The following is a 19,733-nucleotide window of genomic DNA, read 5'->3' as shown; positions in this document are numbered from 1 at the left end:
TCGACTGCATCAGACGTGCTTGTTTCGACTTCGATGTGCCCTTCGATGATTCTCTGCGCGACAGTAAGTTGGGGACTGGAGGTAGCTGATTGTGGATTGAATGATCCGCTATAAGCTAAGCGACGGCAGGGAGCGACAATTACTTTCGGGCCGCGTTGGTCGCGGGCTTTGATATGTTATTTCCTTCGAACGATGCGTGGTCGTCGAACGTGATGTCTGTTGGATGTAGATCGAAACGTTGAGATTTGTAGAACGCCCGGCCGATGAGCTGGCGTGCACGCTCTGCGTGAGCATCACCAGCGAAGATGATCTCGCTGACCCTGCTCAGCACGTCTCCGGCACCGAGCACCGCTTCATCGGTGCCTGCCTGGAGGTCTGGGCTTTCCTCGAACTGTGACTCGCTGTTCGACTGTGCCTGCTGTACGAGTATCTCATCTTCCCCAAGCTTGGCGAGGATGGTCGCCACCGCACCCTGAGTGGTCTCCTCTGACTCGCCGATCATCGTCGAGAGCTCACGCACGACCTCGAGGAGCGCGACCATGTTTGGGTCCCGTGGTTCCGCACTCGCGACCGCTGATGCCCCAGTGACAGTACCGCCGGCGGAGATGTCGATGTCGACGGGCTGCTCCTCGACAAGCTGGAGCCGTGTTAGCTCAACGTCGGTGAGATCGATAGTCTCCGACACTTCGGTGTCTTTCAGATGCGGTGCAAGCAGTCGCAGGTAGATGGCTTTCTTCGCCAAATCGAGATCTTCGTAGTCGATGACTTGGGTCATGAAGTCGTAGAAGCTCAGGAATGCGGTCGTGTTCTTGCGGAACAGCTCGAGCTCGTCCAATTCGATCCGGTCGTCTTGCATTTCGGCATGCCTTGACCGATTCCGGTAGCGCTTCTTCGCTGGACCCAAACCGGCAGCAATCTTGCCGTTGACCTTCGACCCTTTTCCGGTACCTTCGAGGAGGAAGGCACTTGCGACCTGCTCGACCTCTTCGAATTCGTAGATATTTGCGCCATCGAGTTTGGAGATGATGTCCCAGATCAAGTTCGGGTCAGTTGACTCATCGATCTGTGCGTCGATGAAGTAGGGCTCAAACGCCTCCTGGATCTCAGCAGGATCGTTCACGAAGTCCACGACTTGCGTGGTCAACGCGGTCTTCTTCGTGCCTTTCGACGTCGTATGGGTGCGGTTCAACCTAGACAAGGTCTGCACAGCCGTAATGCCAGACAACTTTTTGTCGACGTACATCGCACACAACAGCGGCTGGTCAAAGCCTGTCTGGAACTTGTTCGCGACGATCATCACCCGGTACTGGTCACTCTTGAACTCCATCCGCAAGTCTCGCGCAGCACCGTTCATGGTGCCTTCCGTCAGAGTCTCCAGTCCGAGCTCAGCACTGGTTTCGGCATCTTCTACGGTGCCGGAGAAGGCCACGAGAGTCCCGTAGCCCAGACCTTGCGCCTTGATGTACCGGTCGATCTCGCGCTTGTAGCGGACCGCGCCAAGCCGGCTGGGGGAAACGACCATTGCCTTGGCAGTCCCGTCGAGCAGGTGGGCAACGTTGTCACGGAAGTGCTCGACAATGATTGCCGCCTTCTGCGCGATAGTTGTGGGGTTGACCCGTACCCACTGCATGACGACTTTCTTCGCCTTCGACTCTTCAACCTCGATGTCGAGTGAGCCTCGGACCTTCTCGCCCAGGTCGAAGTACATCTTGTACGTGCGGTACCCGCGGAGCACGTCGAGGATGAACTCCTCCTCGATCGCCTGCTTCATCGAGTACAGGTGGAACGGCTTGGGCTCGGTCTCGTCGTTGTCACGATGGCCGAAGAGCTCGAGCGTCTTCTTCTTCGGCGTTGCGGTAAAGGCGAAGAACGAGATTCCCTCATGGCTTGCTCGAGCTCTGAGCTCGTTCGACAGCATGCGGTTGATCATCATTTGTTCTGCATCGACTTCGACTTCACCGGTCTCAGCGAGTTCTTCCTGCTGCTCAGTGGTTAGGACGCTCTTGAGCTTCGCTGCTGTCTGGCCCGACTGGGAGGAGTGCGCCTCGTCGGCGATGACGGCGAACTTCTTACCCGTGAACGCATCGGCGCTTTGGAGCTGGTCGAGGATGAAGGGGAAGGTCTGGATCGTGACGACGACGATCAGTTTGCCCGACTCGAGCGCCTGGGCGAGTGCGCCGGACTTGGACCCCGTGCCGGAGTCACGGATGGTCTTGTCGTCGATCGTGGCGACGATCGACTGGTTGTCGGTATCGATCTGCCGAATGGCTTCCTGCAGTTGCGCATCGAGGACATTGCGGTCGGTGACGACAATGACCGAGTCGAAGAGCTTCTTGTTGTCGACCTGTAGCCGCGCCAGACGGTGTGCGGTCCACGCGATGGAGTTGGTCTTGCCCGACCCGGCAGAGTGCTGGATGAGGAATCGGCGGTCCGGCTCAGGGGCTGTGACTGCACGCTCGAGCTTCTCCACGACGTCCCATTGGTGGAACCGGGGAAAGATCAGCGTGTAGGAACGCTTCTGCCGGCCGGACTGGTTCTTGGTGCGGGACTCGGAGATCCAGATGTAACGTGACAAGATCGCAAGCCACGCATCGCGCTGCAGAACTTGCTCCCAGAAGTACGCTGTCCTCTGCCCATCCGGGTTCAGCGCGTTGCCGGCACCGCCGTCTTCAGTGCCACGGTTAAACGGCAGGAACCGAGTCCTCGGCCCGTCGAGCTTCGTAGTCATCCAAACCTCGTCCTCGGACACTGCGAAGTGCACCAACGCACGGGTGCCGTTGCCGAGCAACGCATAGGGCTTCGTCCCCTTCGCGCCAAGGGAACGGGCCTTGTACTGGGACTTCGCGTTCTCGACGGTCTGTGTGTTCTCCGTCTTGACCTCGGCTGTGGCCACTGGGACGCCGTTGAGGAAGAACACCAGGTCAATCGACTTGTTGGCGTCGCCGTAGTGCACCTGGCGCATCACCCGCAGACGATTCGCATCGTAGCGAGCCAGCGTGGCCGGGTTCAGCGTTGTCTCCGGGCGCGCCTGCATCATGTCGAACTTCGCGGATCCAGCGCCCATTCCCGCGACGTTGAAGCCCTTACGGAGGGTGCGCAGCGCACCCTCACGGTCCGTCATCGGCTTGTCGAGGCTGGCAACAAGACGGTCCAGCAGCATGCGCCGGCGCTTGTCCTCATCCGGCGAGCCGGGCTTCACGAACTTCTCGAACGCAGCTGTTTGCGTCTCCTGAAGCCACGCGAAGACGTCTGCCGGAACGAGCGCGCGCTCCACGTCGTAGAGGTCGTCATTCTCGGAGTACAGCCAGCCGTTAGCGCCGAGGTGCTCGCATAGCTCGCGCTCGAACTCGATCTCGTTGTGCTGTGCCATCAGACAGCCGTCCTCACGTCGATCTGGCCGGTGACCGCCGCCGTGATCAGCGCTGCACGCCTCTCCTGCGAGAAGGCGATGAGGTCCTCCGACCCTGCGATGAGGGCGTCGATACTGGAGTCCTCCTCCTTTCCCTTTTTTACGATTCTCACTTGCTCTTCGACACTTGGAACCGGAATAGTAATTTCGCGCACCACGGAGGTGTTCAATCTTGCTCGAGTGGCCCCCCGCGCCACAAGCGAAATCTGTCGCCTTGACGCCGGAGCCGAAAGTGCCCAAGCAAGGTAGCCCGCGGTTACCGAACCGTTCGGGCGCACCCGATAACAGTCGGCTTTCACGATGGCCGGACCTATATCGGGTAACACCGTTGCGCGACCCAAAGGCCATTTCTCGTCACCGAGTCCCGCAATTACCACGTCTCCAGGTTGTGCTGCGTGATAGCTAAGCTTCGCAGCATAATCTAGCGGAATGAACGCCTGATCCTCGTCGCGAAACTTGTTCACTCCGATATTGCCGAGACGAATAACGCGGGCACCTTCGTCCGAATAGTGTGCGCTTGTTAGGGACGACCCAAACGGACCGTCCACGATAGACTCGAGAACCCGGCGAATCTGAACCATGCGTCCGGCAGACATTGCCGCCTCGTACAGCGAAGCCCACCCAGCATCACGTCGTTCACGCAGTGTTTCGATGAGGCCGCGCTGCTCGGCGATCAGCTCGTCGATCCGCTTCGTCTCGCGGTCGAGGTAGTCAGCGATCGCCTGCTGCTCGTCGAGAGGGGGTACTGCGAACGGCATGTCAGTAAGCATCCACCGTCGAACCGAATCTACGGTTGTCCGGGCTTCGCCCCCCTTCGCCATGTACTGGAAGAAGGTCGAGAAGAAGTAGTAGAAATATCGGGGGACGATGCGGTAGAAATCATGCAAGATATACACGCGTTGATGTGCGTGAAACTTGCCTCGCATGTGATGAAATATCTCCCCGACATTCCCATCGCCTGCAGTTAATACAGCTTCGGTGTCGTAGGAGTAGGAAGAGCTCACGAGCGGATCAGGTGAACGAACGATGAAAGGAAACGTCCCATCAGGATCCGCGTCTTGTGTATCTCCTGTGCCAGTCTCGACTGTGGCTAGAAACTTTAGGGGTACAGTCTCCCAGCGTTCAGGAAGTGCAAGCTGATATGGCTCAACTGTCATCATGATTCGACCGTCTTCAGCATGGTGAGGATCCTGGCAATCTTCGCCTCGAGGTCCTTGTCGATCTCCTCGAGAGGACGTGGTGGCACGTACTTGTAGAAGATCCGCGTGAAGGGGATCTCGTAGCCGACCTTCGTCTTCTTCTCGTCGATCCAGGAATCGGGGACGTGAGGCGCGACCTCGGCGGCGAAGTACGCCTCGATGGTGGCGTCCTTGCCGTCGGCACCCTCGGTGTTGTCGCCGTAGGTGAACGGCACGTTCTCGGTGTCGCGCTTCTTGGCGTCGGGCTTCGGCTTGCCTTTGCGGTCACGCACGATCTCACCGTCGTCGTCGAGCAGGGGGCGCTCAACGGTGATCGTCCAGTAGCCGAACTCGTTCGTGGACAGGATCTTCGAGGCCTCGCCATCTTCGTGGGCGTCGTAGAGCGACACGATCTCGTCGCGGTGCGCCGCGGGGATTTCGCGGCGCTTCGAGCCCATGCCCTTGCGCATCTTGGTCCACATGCCCGTCGCATCAACCAGTTGAACGGTGCCTTGACGCTCAGGTTTCTTAGCGTTGTCGAGCACCCAGATATATGTGGCAATGCCGGTGTTGAAGAACATGTCGGTCGGCAACGCGACGATGGCATCCACGAGGTCGGACTCGAGCAGCCACTGACGGATCTTGCTCGGTCCGGACTCGGCGGCCCCGGTGAACAGCGGCGAACCGTTCAAGACGATGCCGGCGCGGCCGCCGCCCTCATGGGGCGGTCGCATCTTGCTGACCAGGTGCTGGAGGAACAGCATCTGTCCGTCACCAACATTGGGGAGACCGGCATTGAACCGGCCGATACCACCGGTGCGGTGCTCTTCTTTCACGAAGCTCTCGGCGGCTTTCCAGTCGACGCCGTACGGAGGGTTTGAGAGGCAGAAATCGAAGGTGCGCCGATAGAAGTGGTCATCGATGAGGGTGTCTCCGCGTCGGATGTTGCCAATGTCCTGGCCCTTGGAGATCATGTCCGACTTGCAGATCGCGTATGATTGGCCATTGATTTCCTGCCCATACAGGGACAGTCGCGCATTCGGATTGCGCTCATGCAGACGTTCCTCTGCGACCGAGAGCATGCCGCCGGTGCCCGCGGTTGGGTCGTAAACCGTGCGCACGACGCCCTCTCCGAGGAGGGACTCCTGCTCCTCAGCGAAGAGCAGGTCGACCATCAGACGGATCGCATCACGGGGCGTGTAGTGCTCGCCTGCCTCCTCGTTCGAGGCCTCTGCGAACTTGTAGATGAGGTGTTCATACAGGTCACCCATCTCGGCGTTGGAAACGGCCTTGGGGTGCAGGTTCACACCTGCGAACTTCTCCACTACGAGATACAAGCGGTTGCTCTCTTCGAGGGTATTGATGACCTGCTCGAACCCGAACTGTTCGAAGACGTCGATGTTGGAGGAGAAACTCGTGACGTACTCGATCAGGTTCTCTCGGAGCTGATCGGGGTCCTTCAGCAGTCGGTCGAAATCATACTGGCTTGTGTTAAAGAACGAGAGCCCCGTCGCCTTGCGCATCTGTGCGTCGAGAACACCGCCAGTGTGCTTCGTGGCCAGGTCTCGCATCTTGTCTCGATTCGTTGCCATCAGGGCGTCCAGGCGACGAAGAATCGTGAATGGCAGAACGATGCTGCCGTACTGATGCGGCTTGTACACGCCGCGAAGCTGGTCGGCGATTGACCAGACGAAAGGACCGAGATTACTCATGCATGTGCCTGCTTCTATCAAGGGAGTGAAGGAGTGACAAGCCTCATGCTACTGGTAGTGATCCTGAATATGCAGAAGTAGTCTCTGGTGTGAGGTGTCGAGTGGACCTCGGCGACAGGCCACCTGTGCAGTTCACAAGGAGCTCCAGATGGAACTTCGCAATCACCTACACTGTCGGTACGTTCTTGGTTGACCGAGTTCGTATGCGTCCGTAAATACACCGATCTAACGGTATGGATACAACCCGTCATGCAGCTAGGTCAATATCTCTTGGGCGGCCGTAGTTGCATTGACGGCGATCGCCCCGCTGACTGACCTAGCCGCTTACACCGTCAGCACAACCTTGCCCGTAGTCTCCCGTCCCTCAAGCGCGCGGTGCGCATCAGCGGCATCAGCCAGCGCAAATGTCGCACCAACCCGGAAGTTCAGCCAGCCGTGCTCGATGCCGTTGAAGAGCATGGACGAACGCTTTGCCAGTTCCTCCGAGGACCGGACGAACCACGCCAGCGACGGCCGCGACAGGAAGATGCCACCCGAGGCGTTCAGGCGCTGGATGTCGAATGGCGGCACCTGGCCCGAGGCCCCACCGAAGAGCACCATCGAACCCAGTGGCTTCAGCGAGGCCAGTGAGGCATCGAAGGTGTCCTTGCCGACTCCGTCGTAGGCGACCTCGACTCCTTCACCGTCGGTGAGCTCCTTGACCTTCGCGGTGATGTCGACGCCCTCGCCGTAGAGGAACACCTCATCGGCTCCAGCCTTGCGGGACAGTTCTGCCTTCTCCTCGGTGCTCACGGTCGAGATGACGTTGCCGCCCAAGTGTTTGATGATCTGGGTGAGCAGCAGTCCGACTCCGCCGGCACCGGCATGGACGAGTGCAGTATGGCCGGGCTTGATCTCGTGTGAGCTTGTGGCCAGGTACTGAGCGGTCAGTCCCTGCAGCGGCATCGCGGCAGCGACCTCGGTGCTTACACCCTCCGGCACCCGCAGCAGGTTATCGGTCTTGACGACGACCTGAGTCGCGTACGATCCCGGGCCTTCGTGCCAGGCGACGCGATCGCCGACGGAGAAGCTCTCGACACCTTCGCCGACCTCGGCGATGTGACCGGTGCCCTCAGAGCCGACGATGTGCGGGTAGCTCATGGGATACGTGCCGGAGCGACGGTAGGTGTCGATGAAGTTCACGCCCGCGGCCGCGACGTCAACGAGGACCTCACCAGGACCGGGCCGAGGGGTGTCGATCTCGTTGAATTCGAGAACCTCGGGTCCACCTGCTCGCATCGCCTGAATAGCCTGGGTCATCACGCCTCCTGCATATAATTTAATGTGCTGGTATAGTTATACATATGAATGATCTTACGGTTGCCGTCTCCGGTGCCACCGGATACGCCGGGGGAGAGGTCCTCCGGCTGCTGAGCACTCACCCTCATCTCAACGTCACCACGGTGTGCGGACATTCCTCCGTGGGCGAGACGCTCGGCCGACATCAACCCCATCTTGCCCGATATTCCGATTTCGTGGTCAAGGAGTCCACCACCGAGGTGCTCGCCGGCCACGATGTCGTCATCCTCGCTCTCCCGCACGGACAGTCCGGAGCAATCGCCGCCGAGCTCGAAGAGTCGAGCCCCGAGACGCTCATCGTCGACCTCGCCGCCGACCACCGGCTCATCAGCACCGCCGCCTGGCAGAAGTTCTACGGCTCGGAGCACCAGGGCACCTGGACCTACGGGCTGCCGGAGCTGCTGACCGCTGACGGCACGAAGCAGCGCGAAGGACTCAAGGACACGAAGCGCATCGCCGTGCCCGGCTGCAATGTCACCGCCGTGACCCTCGGGCTTGCCCCGCTCATCCAGGCCGGGCTGGCCGCACCTGCCGGTCTCAACGCAGTCCTGGCCAACGGAGTCTCCGGGGCCGGTAAGGCGCTCAAGCCGCACCTGACAGCAGGCGAGGTGCTCGGCGATGCCTCTCCATACGGCACTGGCGGCACCCACCGGCACGTGCCCGAGATCGAGCAGAACCTCAACGCAGCCTTGGGTGCTGACGCTGCCGAGGGGCCGACACGAATCTCCTTCACCCCGACACTCGTGCCCATGGCCCGCGGAATCCTCGCCACCATCACCGCCGACGCGGTCGAGTCCGCACCGAAAACCGCCGAGGGCCTCCTCGACGCAGCTGCACTGAAAGACCAGCTTGGCCAGGCATTCGCCCAGGCCTACGGCGACGAACCCTTCGTCCGGGTCCTGCCCGAAGGCCAGTGGCCGCGCACCTCGTCGACCACCGGTTCGAACCTCGCGCACATCCAGTTCACCGTCGATGAACGTGCGGAGAGGATCCTCGTCGTCGTGGCCCTGGACAACCTGGTCCGCGGCACCGCTGGCCAAGCCCTCCAGTCCATTCACCTGGCCCTTGGTCTCGACGAGACCACCGCACTTCCGTTTGAAGGAGTCGCCCCATGAGCGTGACCTCACCACTTGGCTTCACGGCCGCCGGCCTGACCGCCGGACTCAAACCCAGCGGGACCAAAGACCTCTCGCTCGTCATCAACACCGGCCCCGACACTGCCGTCGCCGCCGTCTACACCTCGAACCGCTGCAAGGCCAACCCCGTCCTCTGGTCCCAGAAGGTCTCGGCGAACGGCCAGGCCCGCGCCGTCGTCCTCAACTCCGGGGGAGCCAACTGCTACACCGGTGACTTCGGATACGAGACCAGCACCCTGACCGCCCAGACCACCGCCGAACTCCTCACCGAAGCCGGCACCGCCACAGCGGCCGAAGACGTTCTCGTCTGCTCGACAGGACTCATCGGCGTCGGCGGTCAGGACTTCCGCGACACCATCATCGACAACCTCCCGCCACTCGTGGCCGCAGCCGAGGACACGGTGGCCGGAGGCGAGCACGCCGCCGAGGCGATCATGACCACCGACACCGTGGCCAAGACCGCCACCCGAGAGGGCAGCAGTGGGTACACGATCGGCGGCATGGCCAAGGGCGCGGGCATGCTCGCACCCGGACTGGCCACCATGCTCGTCGTCATCACCACCGACGCGAAGGTCGACCAGGCTGTGCTCGATCAGGCTCTGCGGGCCTCGACAAGTCAGAGCTTCGACCGCCTTGACACCGACGGGTGCATGTCGACGAACGACACCGTCATCCTCATGTCCTCCGGGGCCCACGAGGCGGTTGTCGACGAGGCCGAATTCGGCCAGCTCGTCCAGGAACTCTGCCTCGACCTCATGCACCAGCTTCACGTCGATGCCGAGGGCGCCCACCACGACATCGCCATCACCACCCAGGGTGCGGCCAGCGAAAACGACGCTGTCATGGTCTCTCGATCGGTCTCCCGATCGGCCCTGTTCAAGGCAGCGATCTTCGGTCAGGACCCGAACTGGGGACGCGTCGTCGCCCAGGTCGGGACCACCTCGGCGACATTCGACCCCACGGCCATCGACGTGATCATCAACGGCACCGAGGTGTGCCGAGCGTCGGGACCGTATGAGGACCCGGAGAAGGTCAAATTCGAGCGCAACGTCGACGTCGTCATCGACCTGCACGCCGGTGACCACACCGCCACGGTCTGGACCTCGGACCTCACCCACGATTACGTCGAAGAGAACAGCGCCTACTCCACATGAGCAACCCACACGACATGTCCACGAAGTCCACGGCCGCCCGGCTCGCCGCAGCCCAGGTCAAGGCCGAAGCCCTGACCGAGGCGCTGCCGTGGATCAAAACCTTCGCCGGCGCAACCATCGTCATCAAATACGGCGGCAACGCGATGATCTCCCCGGAGCTCCAGCAGTCCTTCGCCGACGACATCGCGTTCCTGCGCTTCGCCGGCATCCGTCCCGTCGTCGTCCACGGGGGAGGCCCCCAGATCACATCGATGCTGGCTCGCTTGGGTATTGAAAGCGAGTTCAAGGCCGGCCAGAGGGTCACGAGTGAGGAAGCCGCCGAGGTCATCCGCATGGTGCTGTCCGGTCAGGTCAACCGCGACATCGTCTCCCGCATCAACCAGAACGGCAACGCCGCCATCGGGCTCTCCGGTGAAGACGCAGACCTGCTGCTGGCGCACAAGACCCACGCCGAGGTGGACGGTGAACTCATCGACCTCGGCCGGGTGGGTGAGATCGCCGAAGTCAACACCACCGTGCTCACCGAGCTCCTCGACGCCGGGCGGGTGCCCGTCATCTGCTCGATCGCCTCGGAGATCGACGGTGAAGCAGGCAAGCCCCTGAACATCAACGCCGACCTCGCCGCCTCGGCGGTGGCGAAAGCCCTGCGCGCCGACAAACTGATCATGCTCACCGATGTGCCCGGCCTCTACGCCAACTGGCCCGACACCTCGAGCCTGATCTCACGCATAGGACCGAAGAAGCTGCGCGAACTGCTGCCCAGCCTCGACGCGGGCATGATCCCGAAGATGACCGCGGCCCTCGAGGCCATCGAGCACGGGGTCCAGCAGGCCCACATCATCGACGGCCGGATGGCGCACTCACTGCTGCTCGAGGTCTTCACCTCCGAGGGCATCGGCACCATGGTCGAAGACACCGTCGTCGAACCCGCACCGCTGGGTGACGGACACAAGGGCGAGGGGCACGAGACAAGTACGGAGGAGACGAACGATGAATGAAACAAACGCTGTGACAGATCAGGCCCAGACCTGGCGCGATGACTTCTCCCGCGTCCTCTCACCGGTTTTCGGCTCACCCCAGCTCGACCTCGTCCGCGGAGCGGGCGTGCACGCGTGGGACGCCTCGGGCAAGAAGTACCTCGACCTGCTCGCCGGCATCGCCGTCAACGCACTCGGCCACTGCCACCCCGCCTGGGTCAAAGCCATCACCGAGCAGGCGTCAACCCTGGGCCACATCTCGAACTTCTTCACCTCTCCATCGCAGATCGCACTCGCTGAGAAACTTCACGAGGTCCTCGACCTGCCCAGCGGTTCGGCCGTGTTCTTCTCGAACTCCGGCACCGAAGCCAATGAGGCCGCCTTCAAGATGGCCCGCCGTGCTGGGGGTGGATCACGCCCGATCATCATCGCCATCGAGGGTGCCTTCCACGGTCGCACCATGGGCGCGCTCGCACTGACGGCCAAGGCCGCCTACCGTGAACCCTTCGCACCCGGAGTGCCCGGCGTCGTCCATATTCCCTACGGGGACGTCGACGCGCTCGCCGCCGCCATCAACGACACCACTGCCGCCGTCTTCATCGAACCCATCCAGGGCGAGGTCGGAGTCCGGCAGCACCCGGCTGGCTATCTCACCAAGGTTCGTGAACTCACCCGCGAGGCCGGGGCACTCCTCGTCCTCGACGAGGTCCAGTCCGGTGTGGCGCGGACCGGATCGTGGTTCGCCCACCAGGACCCGGAGATCGGCGAAGGCGTCGTCCCCGACATCATCACCTCGGCGAAGGGTCTGGGCGGGGGCATGCCGATCGGGGCCACCATCACCGTCGGCGATGCCAACACCAAACTCCTCGAAGCCGGACAACACGGGACCACCTTCGGCGGAAACCCCATCGCCTGCGCCGCCGGACTAGCCGTACTCGAAACCATCGAGACCGACAAGCTGCTCGCCCACACCCGGGTCACAGGCGAATGGCTCACCGAACAGCTGCTGGAAATCGACGGCATCGAGAAGGTCACCGGCACCGGTCTCCTCCTCGGGCTCGAACTGGCCGAGGGACTCGACGAGAAGGCGACCGCCGCCCGCGCGCTCGAGGCCGGGTTCATCATCAACCCCGTCGCACCCGGACGCCTGCGCCTGGCACCACCGCTGATCATCACGAAAGACGATCTCGCACCGTTCCTGACCGCCCTGCCCGGACTGCTGCACGGCTGAACACGTTCGCCGCCCACCTAGCGGCCACCTCGGCGACCGGGTCATCGACCCTCACAGCCCGGTTGCCCCACACAGACTGACAAAGGACACACCATGACACGGCATTTCCTCAAGGACACCGACCTCACCCCGGCCGAACAGTCGCAAGTCCTCGACCTCGCGGTTGAGCTCAAGGCAGCCCCGTACTCGCGCACCCCGCTGGCCGGACCGCAGACCGCGGCCGTCATCTTCGACAAGACCTCAACGAGGACCCGCGTGTCCTTCGCCGCCGGGATCGCGGCGCTTGGCGGGCAGCCGCTCATCATCAACCCCGGTGAGGCGCAGCTGGGACACAAGGAATCCATCGCCGACACCGCCCAGGTCATGTCGCGCATGGTCTCGGCCATCGTCTGGCGCACCTACGCCCAAGCAGGTCTGGAAGAGATGGCTCAGAACTCCAGCGTCCCAGTCATCAACTCACTCTCCGATGACTACCATCCCTGCCAGATCCTGGCCGACCTGCTCACCATCCGCGAACACCGCGGCGACGTGACCGGTCAGACCATGACCTACTACGGCGACGGGGCCAACAACATGGCCAACTCCTACGTCCTCGGCGGAGTCAACGCCGGCATGCACGTGCGCATCGCCGCCCCCGCCGACTACCAGCCGGCCGAGGCCATCATCGCCGAGGCGAACGAACTCGCCCAGGCCACCGGCGGATCCGTCACGGTCACCGACGACCCCGTGGCTGCCGCCCAGGGAGCCGATGTCCTCGTCACCGACACCTGGGTGTCCATGGGCCAGGATTCGACCGGGCGCGATGACGAAGCCTCACCCTTCGTGAAGTACCAGGTCTCCCAGGAGCTCATGAACCTGGGCAACGACCCGATCTTCCTCCACTGCCTGCCGGCCTACCGGGGCAAAGAGGTCACGGCCGAGGTCATCGATGGCCCCGCCTCGGTGGTCTTCGATGAAGCAGAGAACCGCCTGCACGCGCAGAAGGCGCTTATGACATTCCTGCTGGAGAAGCGATGAGCGAGAACGCCACATCACCGACGAACTCGGCACCGCTGACGAAGACTGCGCGGCAGCAGAAGATCATCGATCTCATCACCCGCAAATCCGTGCACTCCCAGATTGACCTGGCCGAGAACCTGTCAACGATGGGCATCACCGTCACCCAGGCGACACTCTCACGCGACCTCGCCGAGGTGGGGGCCGTGAAGATCCGGTCCACCGCCGGATCCGTCTACGCCGTCCCCGGTGAGGGCGGGGACCGGAGCCTGCAGCAGTCCACGGGGGACAGCCTGGATGCGAAGCTGCCACGACTGCTCGAGGAGCTCCTCGTCTCCGCAGCAGCGCAGAAGGACATGGTCGTTCTGCGCACCCCGCCCGGAGCCGCCCAATATTTGGCCTCGGCGATCGACCGCTCCTCGATGACTGGGATCTTCGGCACCATCGCCGGCGATGACACTGTTCTCGTCATTGCCGACTCCACAGTCGGGGGACAAGCCTTGGCGGAGACGTTCCTCGAATACGCGGCCGGCGGCCTCGGCGAGGGCTGAAGCCTGAGACAATGACAACGAACGATGACGAATGGACCGGTGACGTGAAAGCGACAACGGTGGGGAAGGACCTTTTGTGAGCGAACGACTGAGCCTATGGGGCGGACGATTCTCGGACGGCCCGGCCGATGCACTGGCCGCGCTGAGCAAGTCGACGGACTTCGACTGGCGCCTGGCCCACTACGACATCGCCGGTTCGAAGGCCCATGCAAAGGTGCTGCACCGCTCGGGTCTGCTCAGCGACGACGAGCTGCAGGGCATGACCGACGCACTTGACGAACTCGGCCGCCGCGTCGAAACGGGCGAATACGTCGCAGCCGAATCGGACGAGGACGTCCACTCCTCGCTCGAGCGCGGACTCATCGAGATCGCCGGACCCGACCTTGGCGGAAAACTGCGTGCCGGCCGGTCCCGCAACGACCAGATCGCGACCCTGGGACGCATGTACCTGCGCGATCACGCTCGTGATCTGGCCAGCCTGGTCCTCGACGCCGTCGACGTCCTCATCGCCCAGGCTGAAGAGCACCCCGAAGCGCCGATGCCCGGTCGCACCCACCTGCAGCACGCACAGCCTGTGCTCCTGGCCCACCACCTGCTGGCCCACGCATGGCCGTTGCTGCGTGACGTCGCCCGGTTCGTCGACTTCGATGAGCGCGCCGGCATCTCCGCCTACGGTTCGGGGGCCCTGGCCGGATCATCTTTGGGCCTCGACCCACAGGCTGTGGCCGCAGATCTGGGCTTCAACGACTCGGCAGAGAACTCGATCGACGGCACCGCGGGTCGCGACGTCTTCGCCGAATACCTGTTCATCACCACGATGATCGGCATCAACCTCTCCCGACTTTCCGAAGAGGTCATTGCCTGGGCGACCAAGGAATTCTCCTTCGTCACCCTCCACGATGCGTACTCAACGGGCTCGTCGATCATGCCGCAGAAGAAGAACCCCGACGTCGCCGAGCTGACCCGCGGAAAGTCCGGTCGCCTCATCGGGGACCTCACCGGGCTGCTCTCAACGCTCAAAGCCCTGCCGCTGGCCTACAACCGCGACCTGCAGGAAGACAAAGAGCCGGTCTTCGACGCCACCGACACCCTCGAACTTCTGCTCCCGGCCTTCACCGGCATGGTCGCCACGCTGAAGTTCAACACCGAACGCATGGCCTACCTGGCACCGCGCGGATTCGCCCTGGCCACGGACATCGCCGAATGGCTCGTCCGCAAAGGCGTGCCCTTCCGCATCGCTCACGAACTCTCCGGGGAATGCGTGCAGGTGGCCGAGTCGAAGGATGCCGAGCTGTGGGATCTCACAGACGAAGAATTCGCCGGCATCTCCGAACACCTGACGCCAGACGTCCGCGAAGTGCTCACCACGCTCGGGTCGATCGACTCCCGCAGCTCCAAGGGCGGAACTGCCCGGTCCGCCGTGGACCAGCAGCTGGCCAACGCCAAGGCCGAGGTTGCACGTCTGCGCGAGTTCGCCGATTCGGCTCGGAGCGTGTGAGCGGCTGAGTACCCAGGCGTTTGTCCGCCTCGGGCCAGGCCCCGGCGGCCGTCAGCGCTCGCTCGTCGGGTCCTGGGCGCTCAGGCGGAGGATCTGAGTGTTGAGAAACCGCTGTTCGGGAATGTTCGTGCACAGTCTGCCGGCGCTCCGGTAGGCCTCGAGCGCAGCCTCACGATCCCCGAGTGCCTCCAACAGCGGAGCCCGAACCGCATGCAAGCGGTGACTGCGACTCATCCGCGGGTCAGACCTGAGCGGTTCCACCATAGTCAGCGCCGGCTGCGGACCGTTGACCTCAGCGACGGCCACAGCAAAGTTGAGGGTGACAGTCGGCGACGGAGCGATACGCGCGAGCATCGAATAGAGTTCGATGATCTGCGGCCAGTCGGTCTCTGCCCAGGTCGTCGCCTCGGCGTGGACGGCGGAGATCGCTGCCTGCAATTGGTAGGCCCCGACTGGGCCGAACGGCAGTGCACTTTCGAGCAACGCGATCCCTTCGCCGATCGCCGCCCGATCCCACAGGCCGCGGTCCTGATCTTCGAGCCTCACGAGATCGCCGTCCGCCGATGTCCGGGCCGGTCGACGGGCGTCGCTGAGCAGAAGGAGGGCAAGCAGGCCCGCCGTCTCCGATTCCCCGGGAAGTTCTGCATGGAGTCGACGCGCCAGACGGATGGCCTCATCCGAGACCTCCTGGTCGAGCACTTCTTCGCCGAATGGGCGGCTGTGGCCGACAGTGAACATGAGATAGAGCGCGTGCAGCATGGCCGACAGCCGGTCGGCCAGTGAGGCTGGGGCAGGGAATCGCCTGTGGTGGTCATTGATCGTCGCCTTCGCTCTGCTGATCCTCTGTCCGGCGGTCGCATCGGGAATGAGGAACACAGCCGCAATCTGTTGGGTGCTCAAGCCGAGAAGAGTTCTCAGCACCAGAGTGACCTGCGATTCTGTGGTGAGTTCGGGATGGCAGCACAATGCGAGGACGTCGAGCGAGGAGTCCCGGTCCTCGATGATCGGGTCCGGAATCCTCGCGAAGTCGCAGAAGCCGACGCCGAATGTCCGTTGCTCGCGCTCGCGTCGGGCCCCTTCCTGACGCAAGGAGTCGATGAGACGACGGGAAGCCACTCGCAACAGCCAGCCTCGTGGCTTGTCAGGCACGCCTGTCGCAGGCCACTGTTGGGAAGCTGCAAGCAGTGCCTCCTGCACGGCGTCTTCGCAGGCAGCGAAGTCACCGTATCGCCTCATCAGGGCAGCGAAGATGTGCGGCGCCTCGCGACGCCACACATCCTCGCTGTTTCCCTCAGACATTCGTCTCCACCGCTGACCGTTCACATGAGGGGACGCAGCTCAACGGTTTCGCCCGGGCCGGAGAATACCCCGGCGATCTCCTCGGCGCGGGTCTGCGACTCGACATCGATGATGAAGAACCCCGCAAGATGTTCCTTGGTCTCTGCATACGGTCCGTCACTTGACGTCGGCTTCCCGGCGGTCCACCGATAGAGCTTGGAGGCGGCAGGATCTCCAAGAGCCTCTCCGCCCAGCAGTTCTCCCTTCTCCTGGAGATCGCCGAGCATGGTCTCGAAGTCGGAATTGATTCTGTCCTGCTGCTCCTGTGACAGTGCCTGGAACTCGGCGAGGTAGTCGCCGGTCGGGTGCCCCCATGGATCGGGGTTCGAGTGGATGAGGAGGACGTACTTCATTGTTCTGCCTTTCGAAGGAGGGCCGCCTCTCGGCCCTTCCAGTGTGACATCGGATCCGATCTCACGATTTCGACATCGGGTTGGAAACTTCTTTCGAGGGCACGACCCAGCGGAGGCGTAGTCCGGGTTCTCATCGGGCCAGCGGTTGGCCGAAACGGTTCTGATCGGGACGAAGCACGCCGTAGAATTGGCTGAGTCGGCTCAGCGCCGACGCTGACAATAGACTCGAAAGGAATACTGTGACCGACATCTTCAGTGAACTCAAGGCCCGTGGCCTCGTCTCGGTTTCGACCGACGAAGCCGCCCTGCAGAAGGCTCTCAATGAGGAATCGCTGACCTATTATGTCGGTTTCGATCCCACCGCACCCAGCCTGCACATGGGCAACCTGGTCCAGCTCATCACCGCCGCGCGTCTGCAGAAGGCAGGACACAACCCCCTGGCCCTCGTCGGCGGAGCAACCGGGCTCATCGGTGACCCCCGGATGTCGGGAGAGCGCACGCTCAACCCGCGCGAGGTCGTCGAGGAATGGTTGGAAAAGATCCGGGCACAGGTCGAGAAGTTCCTCGACTTCAGCGGCCCGAACGCCGCCCAGGTCGTGAACAACTACGACTGGACATCCGAGATGTCGGCCATCGATTTCCTCCGCGACATCGGCAAGCATTTCCCAATGAACCGGATGCTGGCCAAGGAGTCGGTCTCGGCTCGCCTCAACAGCGAAGCAGGAATCTCCTTCACGGAGTTCTCGTACCAGGTACTGCAGGGCAACGACTACCTCGAACTCCACCGCCGCTACGGCTGCTCCCTGCAGACCGGTGGCTCCGACCAATGGGGGAACCTGACTTCGGGCGTTGATCTCATCCGTCGCGTCGAACAGCACACTGTCCATGCCCTGGCCACACCGCTGATCACCAAGGCCGACGGCACCAAGTTCGGCAAGACCGAATCCGGCACCGTGTGGTTGGACGAAAGCCTCACCAGCCCATACGCGTTCAGCCAGTTCTGGCTCAATGCTGATGACCGCGATGTCGTGAAGTACCTCAAGGTGTTCTCATTCCGGTCCCTCGAGGAGATCGAGCAGATCGAGGCCGAGTTCACCGCGGCACCACACACGCGCCTAGCGCAGAAGGTGCTGGCCGAGGACGTGACGACCTTGGTCCACGGTAAGGAGAAGTACGAGCAGGCGATCGCAGCGGCCTCTGCCCTGTTCGGTGGGGGAGAGCTGGCCAGTCTCGACGCCTCCACCTTGGGGGCCGCGACATCCGAACTGCCTCGAGGTGAGGTCAGCTCGACGCAGCTGGCTGAGGGCATGCCCGTTGCCGATGCCTTCGTGACTGCCGGCATCGTGAAGTCCAAGGGCGAGGCACGCCGAGCCATCAAGGACGGCGGCGCCTACGTCAACAACGTCAAGGTCACCGGTGACGACCAGACCCTGACCCTCGCCGAGGTGCTCCCCACCGAAGGCGGAGGAGTGATCCTCCTGCGTCGGGGAAAGAAGACCCTGGGGGCAGTTGACATCATCAGCTGAGCTCCATGAATGCCGACGACACCGTGTCCTTGATCAATTCGAGGGCACGGTGTCGTCGTATTCACCATCGGCACACTGAAAGCCCCGTAAGCGACGGCGAGCTGCAATGTACAAGCGAATGACGTGTTGTCGACGATGACAAGTCGTTCGCTTGTATCGGTACTCGGACTGGCGCGTAGAGACTTCGGGAGGTCGAAGCTCTGGGGGATGTCATTCGTGAGATATCTGGACAGCCTCATGGCATCAGCGCGGGCAGTGACCGAGACTGGAAAGAGGACATCGTCGAAACGAGGAGAACATGCGCACGCTGCTCAACATCATCTGGTTCATCTTCAGCGGACTATGGCTGGCACTCGGCTACTACCTCGCCGGCATCATCTGCTGCATACTCATCGTCACCATCCCCTGGGGGATCGCCTCCTTCCGGATCGGCAACTATGCGCTATGGCCCTTCGGTCGCGAGGTCATCGAAACGAGGCCAGCGGGTATCGCAACGACGTTGGGCAACATCATCTGGGTGATCGTCGCCGGCATCTGGCTGGCCATCGGGCACGTGGTGACCTCGATTCCGCTCTTCGTCTCGATCATCGGCATTCCCCTGGGATGGGCGAACCTCAAACTCATCCCCGTGTCTCTCATGCCATTGGGCAAGGAGATCGTCGACAGTGACTCCCTCATGCCCGGATACCGCGGAGCCTGAACGTCCGCGCACTGTCTTGAGGGCCTCGCGCAGCACTCGATCCCCGGTTTTTCGGGGGATGAGGCTCTCGCATCGTCCCTGGTGACGGGCGTCACGCCAAGTTTTCCGGTTTCGAGTTGCACGCACCAGCCGGCCTGGTCTAGAGTTGTATCTCGTTGCCCCGCAGAAAACGAACTCTTCGAGAACAGTTTTCACCCGGTATGACCAGCACAAACACAGTTTGGGTTGATCGTTCACTGGATGTGGGTGACAACGAAAATTGAAACTGACACCCCCGGTGTAGACCGCCATGTTTGATGGTGTGTGGTGACGGGTGAGTGTGTGTGGTTTGAGAATCCAATAGCGTATTTGTTTGAACAGATAGTGATGCCAGAAACATTATTTTTCTGGTAAGACAATCACATGTTCACACACATGTCTCCACCCCCTCGCCGGGGTGGTGACGCCAGCGTGTGTGGACATGATTTTTTGGTCAACTGAGGTCACCCCGTGATTCTTGGTTGGCTGTCTTGCCGGGATTCATTCGTAACATAATTTTTTTATGGAGAGTTTGATCCTGGCTCAGGACGAACGCTGGCTGCGTGCTTAACACATGCAAGTCGAACGCTGAAGCCTGGTGCTTGCACCGGGTGGATG

At 62.2% G+C, this 19,733-nt stretch carries 15 protein-coding genes and 1 rRNA gene; 10 read left to right on the top strand and 6 right to left on the bottom strand.

Going from position 1 to position 19,733, the window contains the following annotated elements:
* Positions 1-139 precede the first annotated feature (139 nt).
* The 4 genes from ACE03M_RS00080 to ACE03M_RS00065 all read right to left on the bottom strand — a co-directional run bounded on the left by ACE03M_RS00080 (position 140) and on the right by ACE03M_RS00065 (position 7,598).
* On the bottom strand, positions 140-3,370 hold the full coding sequence (locus tag ACE03M_RS00080) for a type I restriction endonuclease subunit R (RefSeq protein ID WP_485932000.1): 3,231 nt from the start codon (positions 3,368-3,370) through the stop codon (positions 140-142).
* Entirely contained in the window at positions 3,370-4,569 is a 1,200-nt protein-coding gene (locus ACE03M_RS00075; protein ID WP_485931999.1) for a restriction endonuclease subunit S, read from the bottom strand. Before ACE03M_RS00075 ends, ACE03M_RS00080 begins: the two co-directional genes overlap by 1 nt.
* Entirely contained in the window at positions 4,566-6,299 is a 1,734-nt protein-coding gene (locus ACE03M_RS00070; protein ID WP_485931997.1) for a type I restriction-modification system subunit M, read from the bottom strand. Before ACE03M_RS00070 ends, ACE03M_RS00075 begins: the two co-directional genes overlap by 4 nt.
* A gap of 324 nt (positions 6,300-6,623) precedes the next feature.
* Positions 6,624-7,598 carry a quinone oxidoreductase family protein gene (locus ACE03M_RS00065; protein ID WP_485931996.1) on the bottom strand — a complete coding sequence of 325 codons (975 nt, stop codon included), beginning with the start codon at positions 7,596-7,598 and terminating at the stop codon, positions 6,624-6,626.
* A gap of 44 nt (positions 7,599-7,642) precedes the next feature.
* On the opposite strand from ACE03M_RS00065, the gene argC reads away from it, so the two are divergent.
* The 7 genes from argC to argH all read left to right on the top strand — a co-directional run bounded on the left by argC (position 7,643) and on the right by argH (position 15,180).
* A complete protein-coding gene (argC, locus tag ACE03M_RS00060) occupies positions 7,643-8,752 on the top strand; it encodes an N-acetyl-gamma-glutamyl-phosphate reductase (protein ID WP_485931994.1) in 1,110 nt (369 codons plus the stop codon).
* Positions 8,749-9,927 carry a bifunctional glutamate N-acetyltransferase/amino-acid acetyltransferase ArgJ gene (gene argJ / locus ACE03M_RS00055; protein ID WP_485931992.1) on the top strand — a complete coding sequence of 393 codons (1,179 nt, stop codon included), beginning with the start codon at positions 8,749-8,751 and terminating at the stop codon, positions 9,925-9,927. The genes argC and argJ overlap by 4 nt, the downstream gene beginning before the upstream one ends.
* Positions 9,924-10,925 (top strand): acetylglutamate kinase, encoded by a 1,002-nt coding sequence (gene argB, locus ACE03M_RS00050; RefSeq protein ID WP_485931990.1) that lies wholly within the window; start codon positions 9,924-9,926, stop codon positions 10,923-10,925. The genes argJ and argB overlap by 4 nt, the downstream gene beginning before the upstream one ends.
* The gene (locus tag ACE03M_RS00045) at positions 10,918-12,135 is read left to right on the top strand and encodes an acetylornithine transaminase (RefSeq protein ID WP_485931988.1); all 1,218 of its coding nucleotides are present in this window, start codon (positions 10,918-10,920) and stop codon (positions 12,133-12,135) included. The genes argB and ACE03M_RS00045 overlap by 8 nt, the downstream gene beginning before the upstream one ends.
* A gap of 93 nt (positions 12,136-12,228) precedes the next feature.
* A complete protein-coding gene (argF, locus tag ACE03M_RS00040; RefSeq protein ID WP_485931986.1) occupies positions 12,229-13,152 on the top strand; it encodes an ornithine carbamoyltransferase in 924 nt (307 codons plus the stop codon).
* Positions 13,149-13,682: an arginine repressor gene (locus ACE03M_RS00035; RefSeq protein WP_485931985.1), complete on the top strand. Its 534-nt coding sequence runs from the start codon at positions 13,149-13,151 to the stop codon at positions 13,680-13,682. Before argF ends, ACE03M_RS00035 begins: the two co-directional genes overlap by 4 nt.
* Before the next feature lie 76 nt (positions 13,683-13,758).
* Positions 13,759-15,180: an argininosuccinate lyase gene (gene argH / locus ACE03M_RS00030; protein ID WP_485931983.1), complete on the top strand. Its 1,422-nt coding sequence runs from the start codon at positions 13,759-13,761 to the stop codon at positions 15,178-15,180.
* A 51-nt stretch (positions 15,181-15,231) separates the two neighbouring features.
* On the opposite strand, the gene ACE03M_RS00025 is transcribed toward argH, so the two are convergent.
* Together ACE03M_RS00025 and ACE03M_RS00020 are read right to left on the bottom strand one after the other, a co-directional pair.
* Positions 15,232-16,479: an RNA polymerase sigma factor gene (locus ACE03M_RS00025; protein ID WP_485931981.1), complete on the bottom strand. Its 1,248-nt coding sequence runs from the start codon at positions 16,477-16,479 to the stop codon at positions 15,232-15,234.
* Positions 16,480-16,499: 20 nt separating this feature from the next.
* On the bottom strand, positions 16,500-16,871 hold the full coding sequence (locus ACE03M_RS00020; protein WP_485931979.1) for a YciI family protein: 372 nt from the start codon (positions 16,869-16,871) through the stop codon (positions 16,500-16,502).
* Between the two features lie 239 nt (positions 16,872-17,110).
* Here ACE03M_RS00020 and tyrS point away from each other — a divergent pair, with 239 nt between their 5' ends.
* From tyrS to ACE03M_RS00005, 3 genes are all read left to right on the top strand, one after another.
* Positions 17,111-18,397: a tyrosine--tRNA ligase gene (gene tyrS / locus ACE03M_RS00015; RefSeq protein WP_485931977.1), complete on the top strand. Its 1,287-nt coding sequence runs from the start codon at positions 17,111-17,113 to the stop codon at positions 18,395-18,397.
* Between the two features lie 298 nt (positions 18,398-18,695).
* Positions 18,696-19,097 (top strand): YccF domain-containing protein, encoded by a 402-nt coding sequence (locus ACE03M_RS00010; protein WP_143922636.1) that lies wholly within the window; start codon positions 18,696-18,698, stop codon positions 19,095-19,097.
* A gap of 538 nt (positions 19,098-19,635) precedes the next feature.
* Positions 19,636-19,733: ribosomal RNA gene (locus tag ACE03M_RS00005) — 16S ribosomal RNA — on the top strand; the annotation flags it as partial.

The organism is Brevibacterium sp. AGC70, assembly GCF_057334195.1.
The sequence above is the reverse complement of the archived record's forward strand: the minus strand, read 5'-3'. Positions and strand labels throughout refer to the sequence as shown.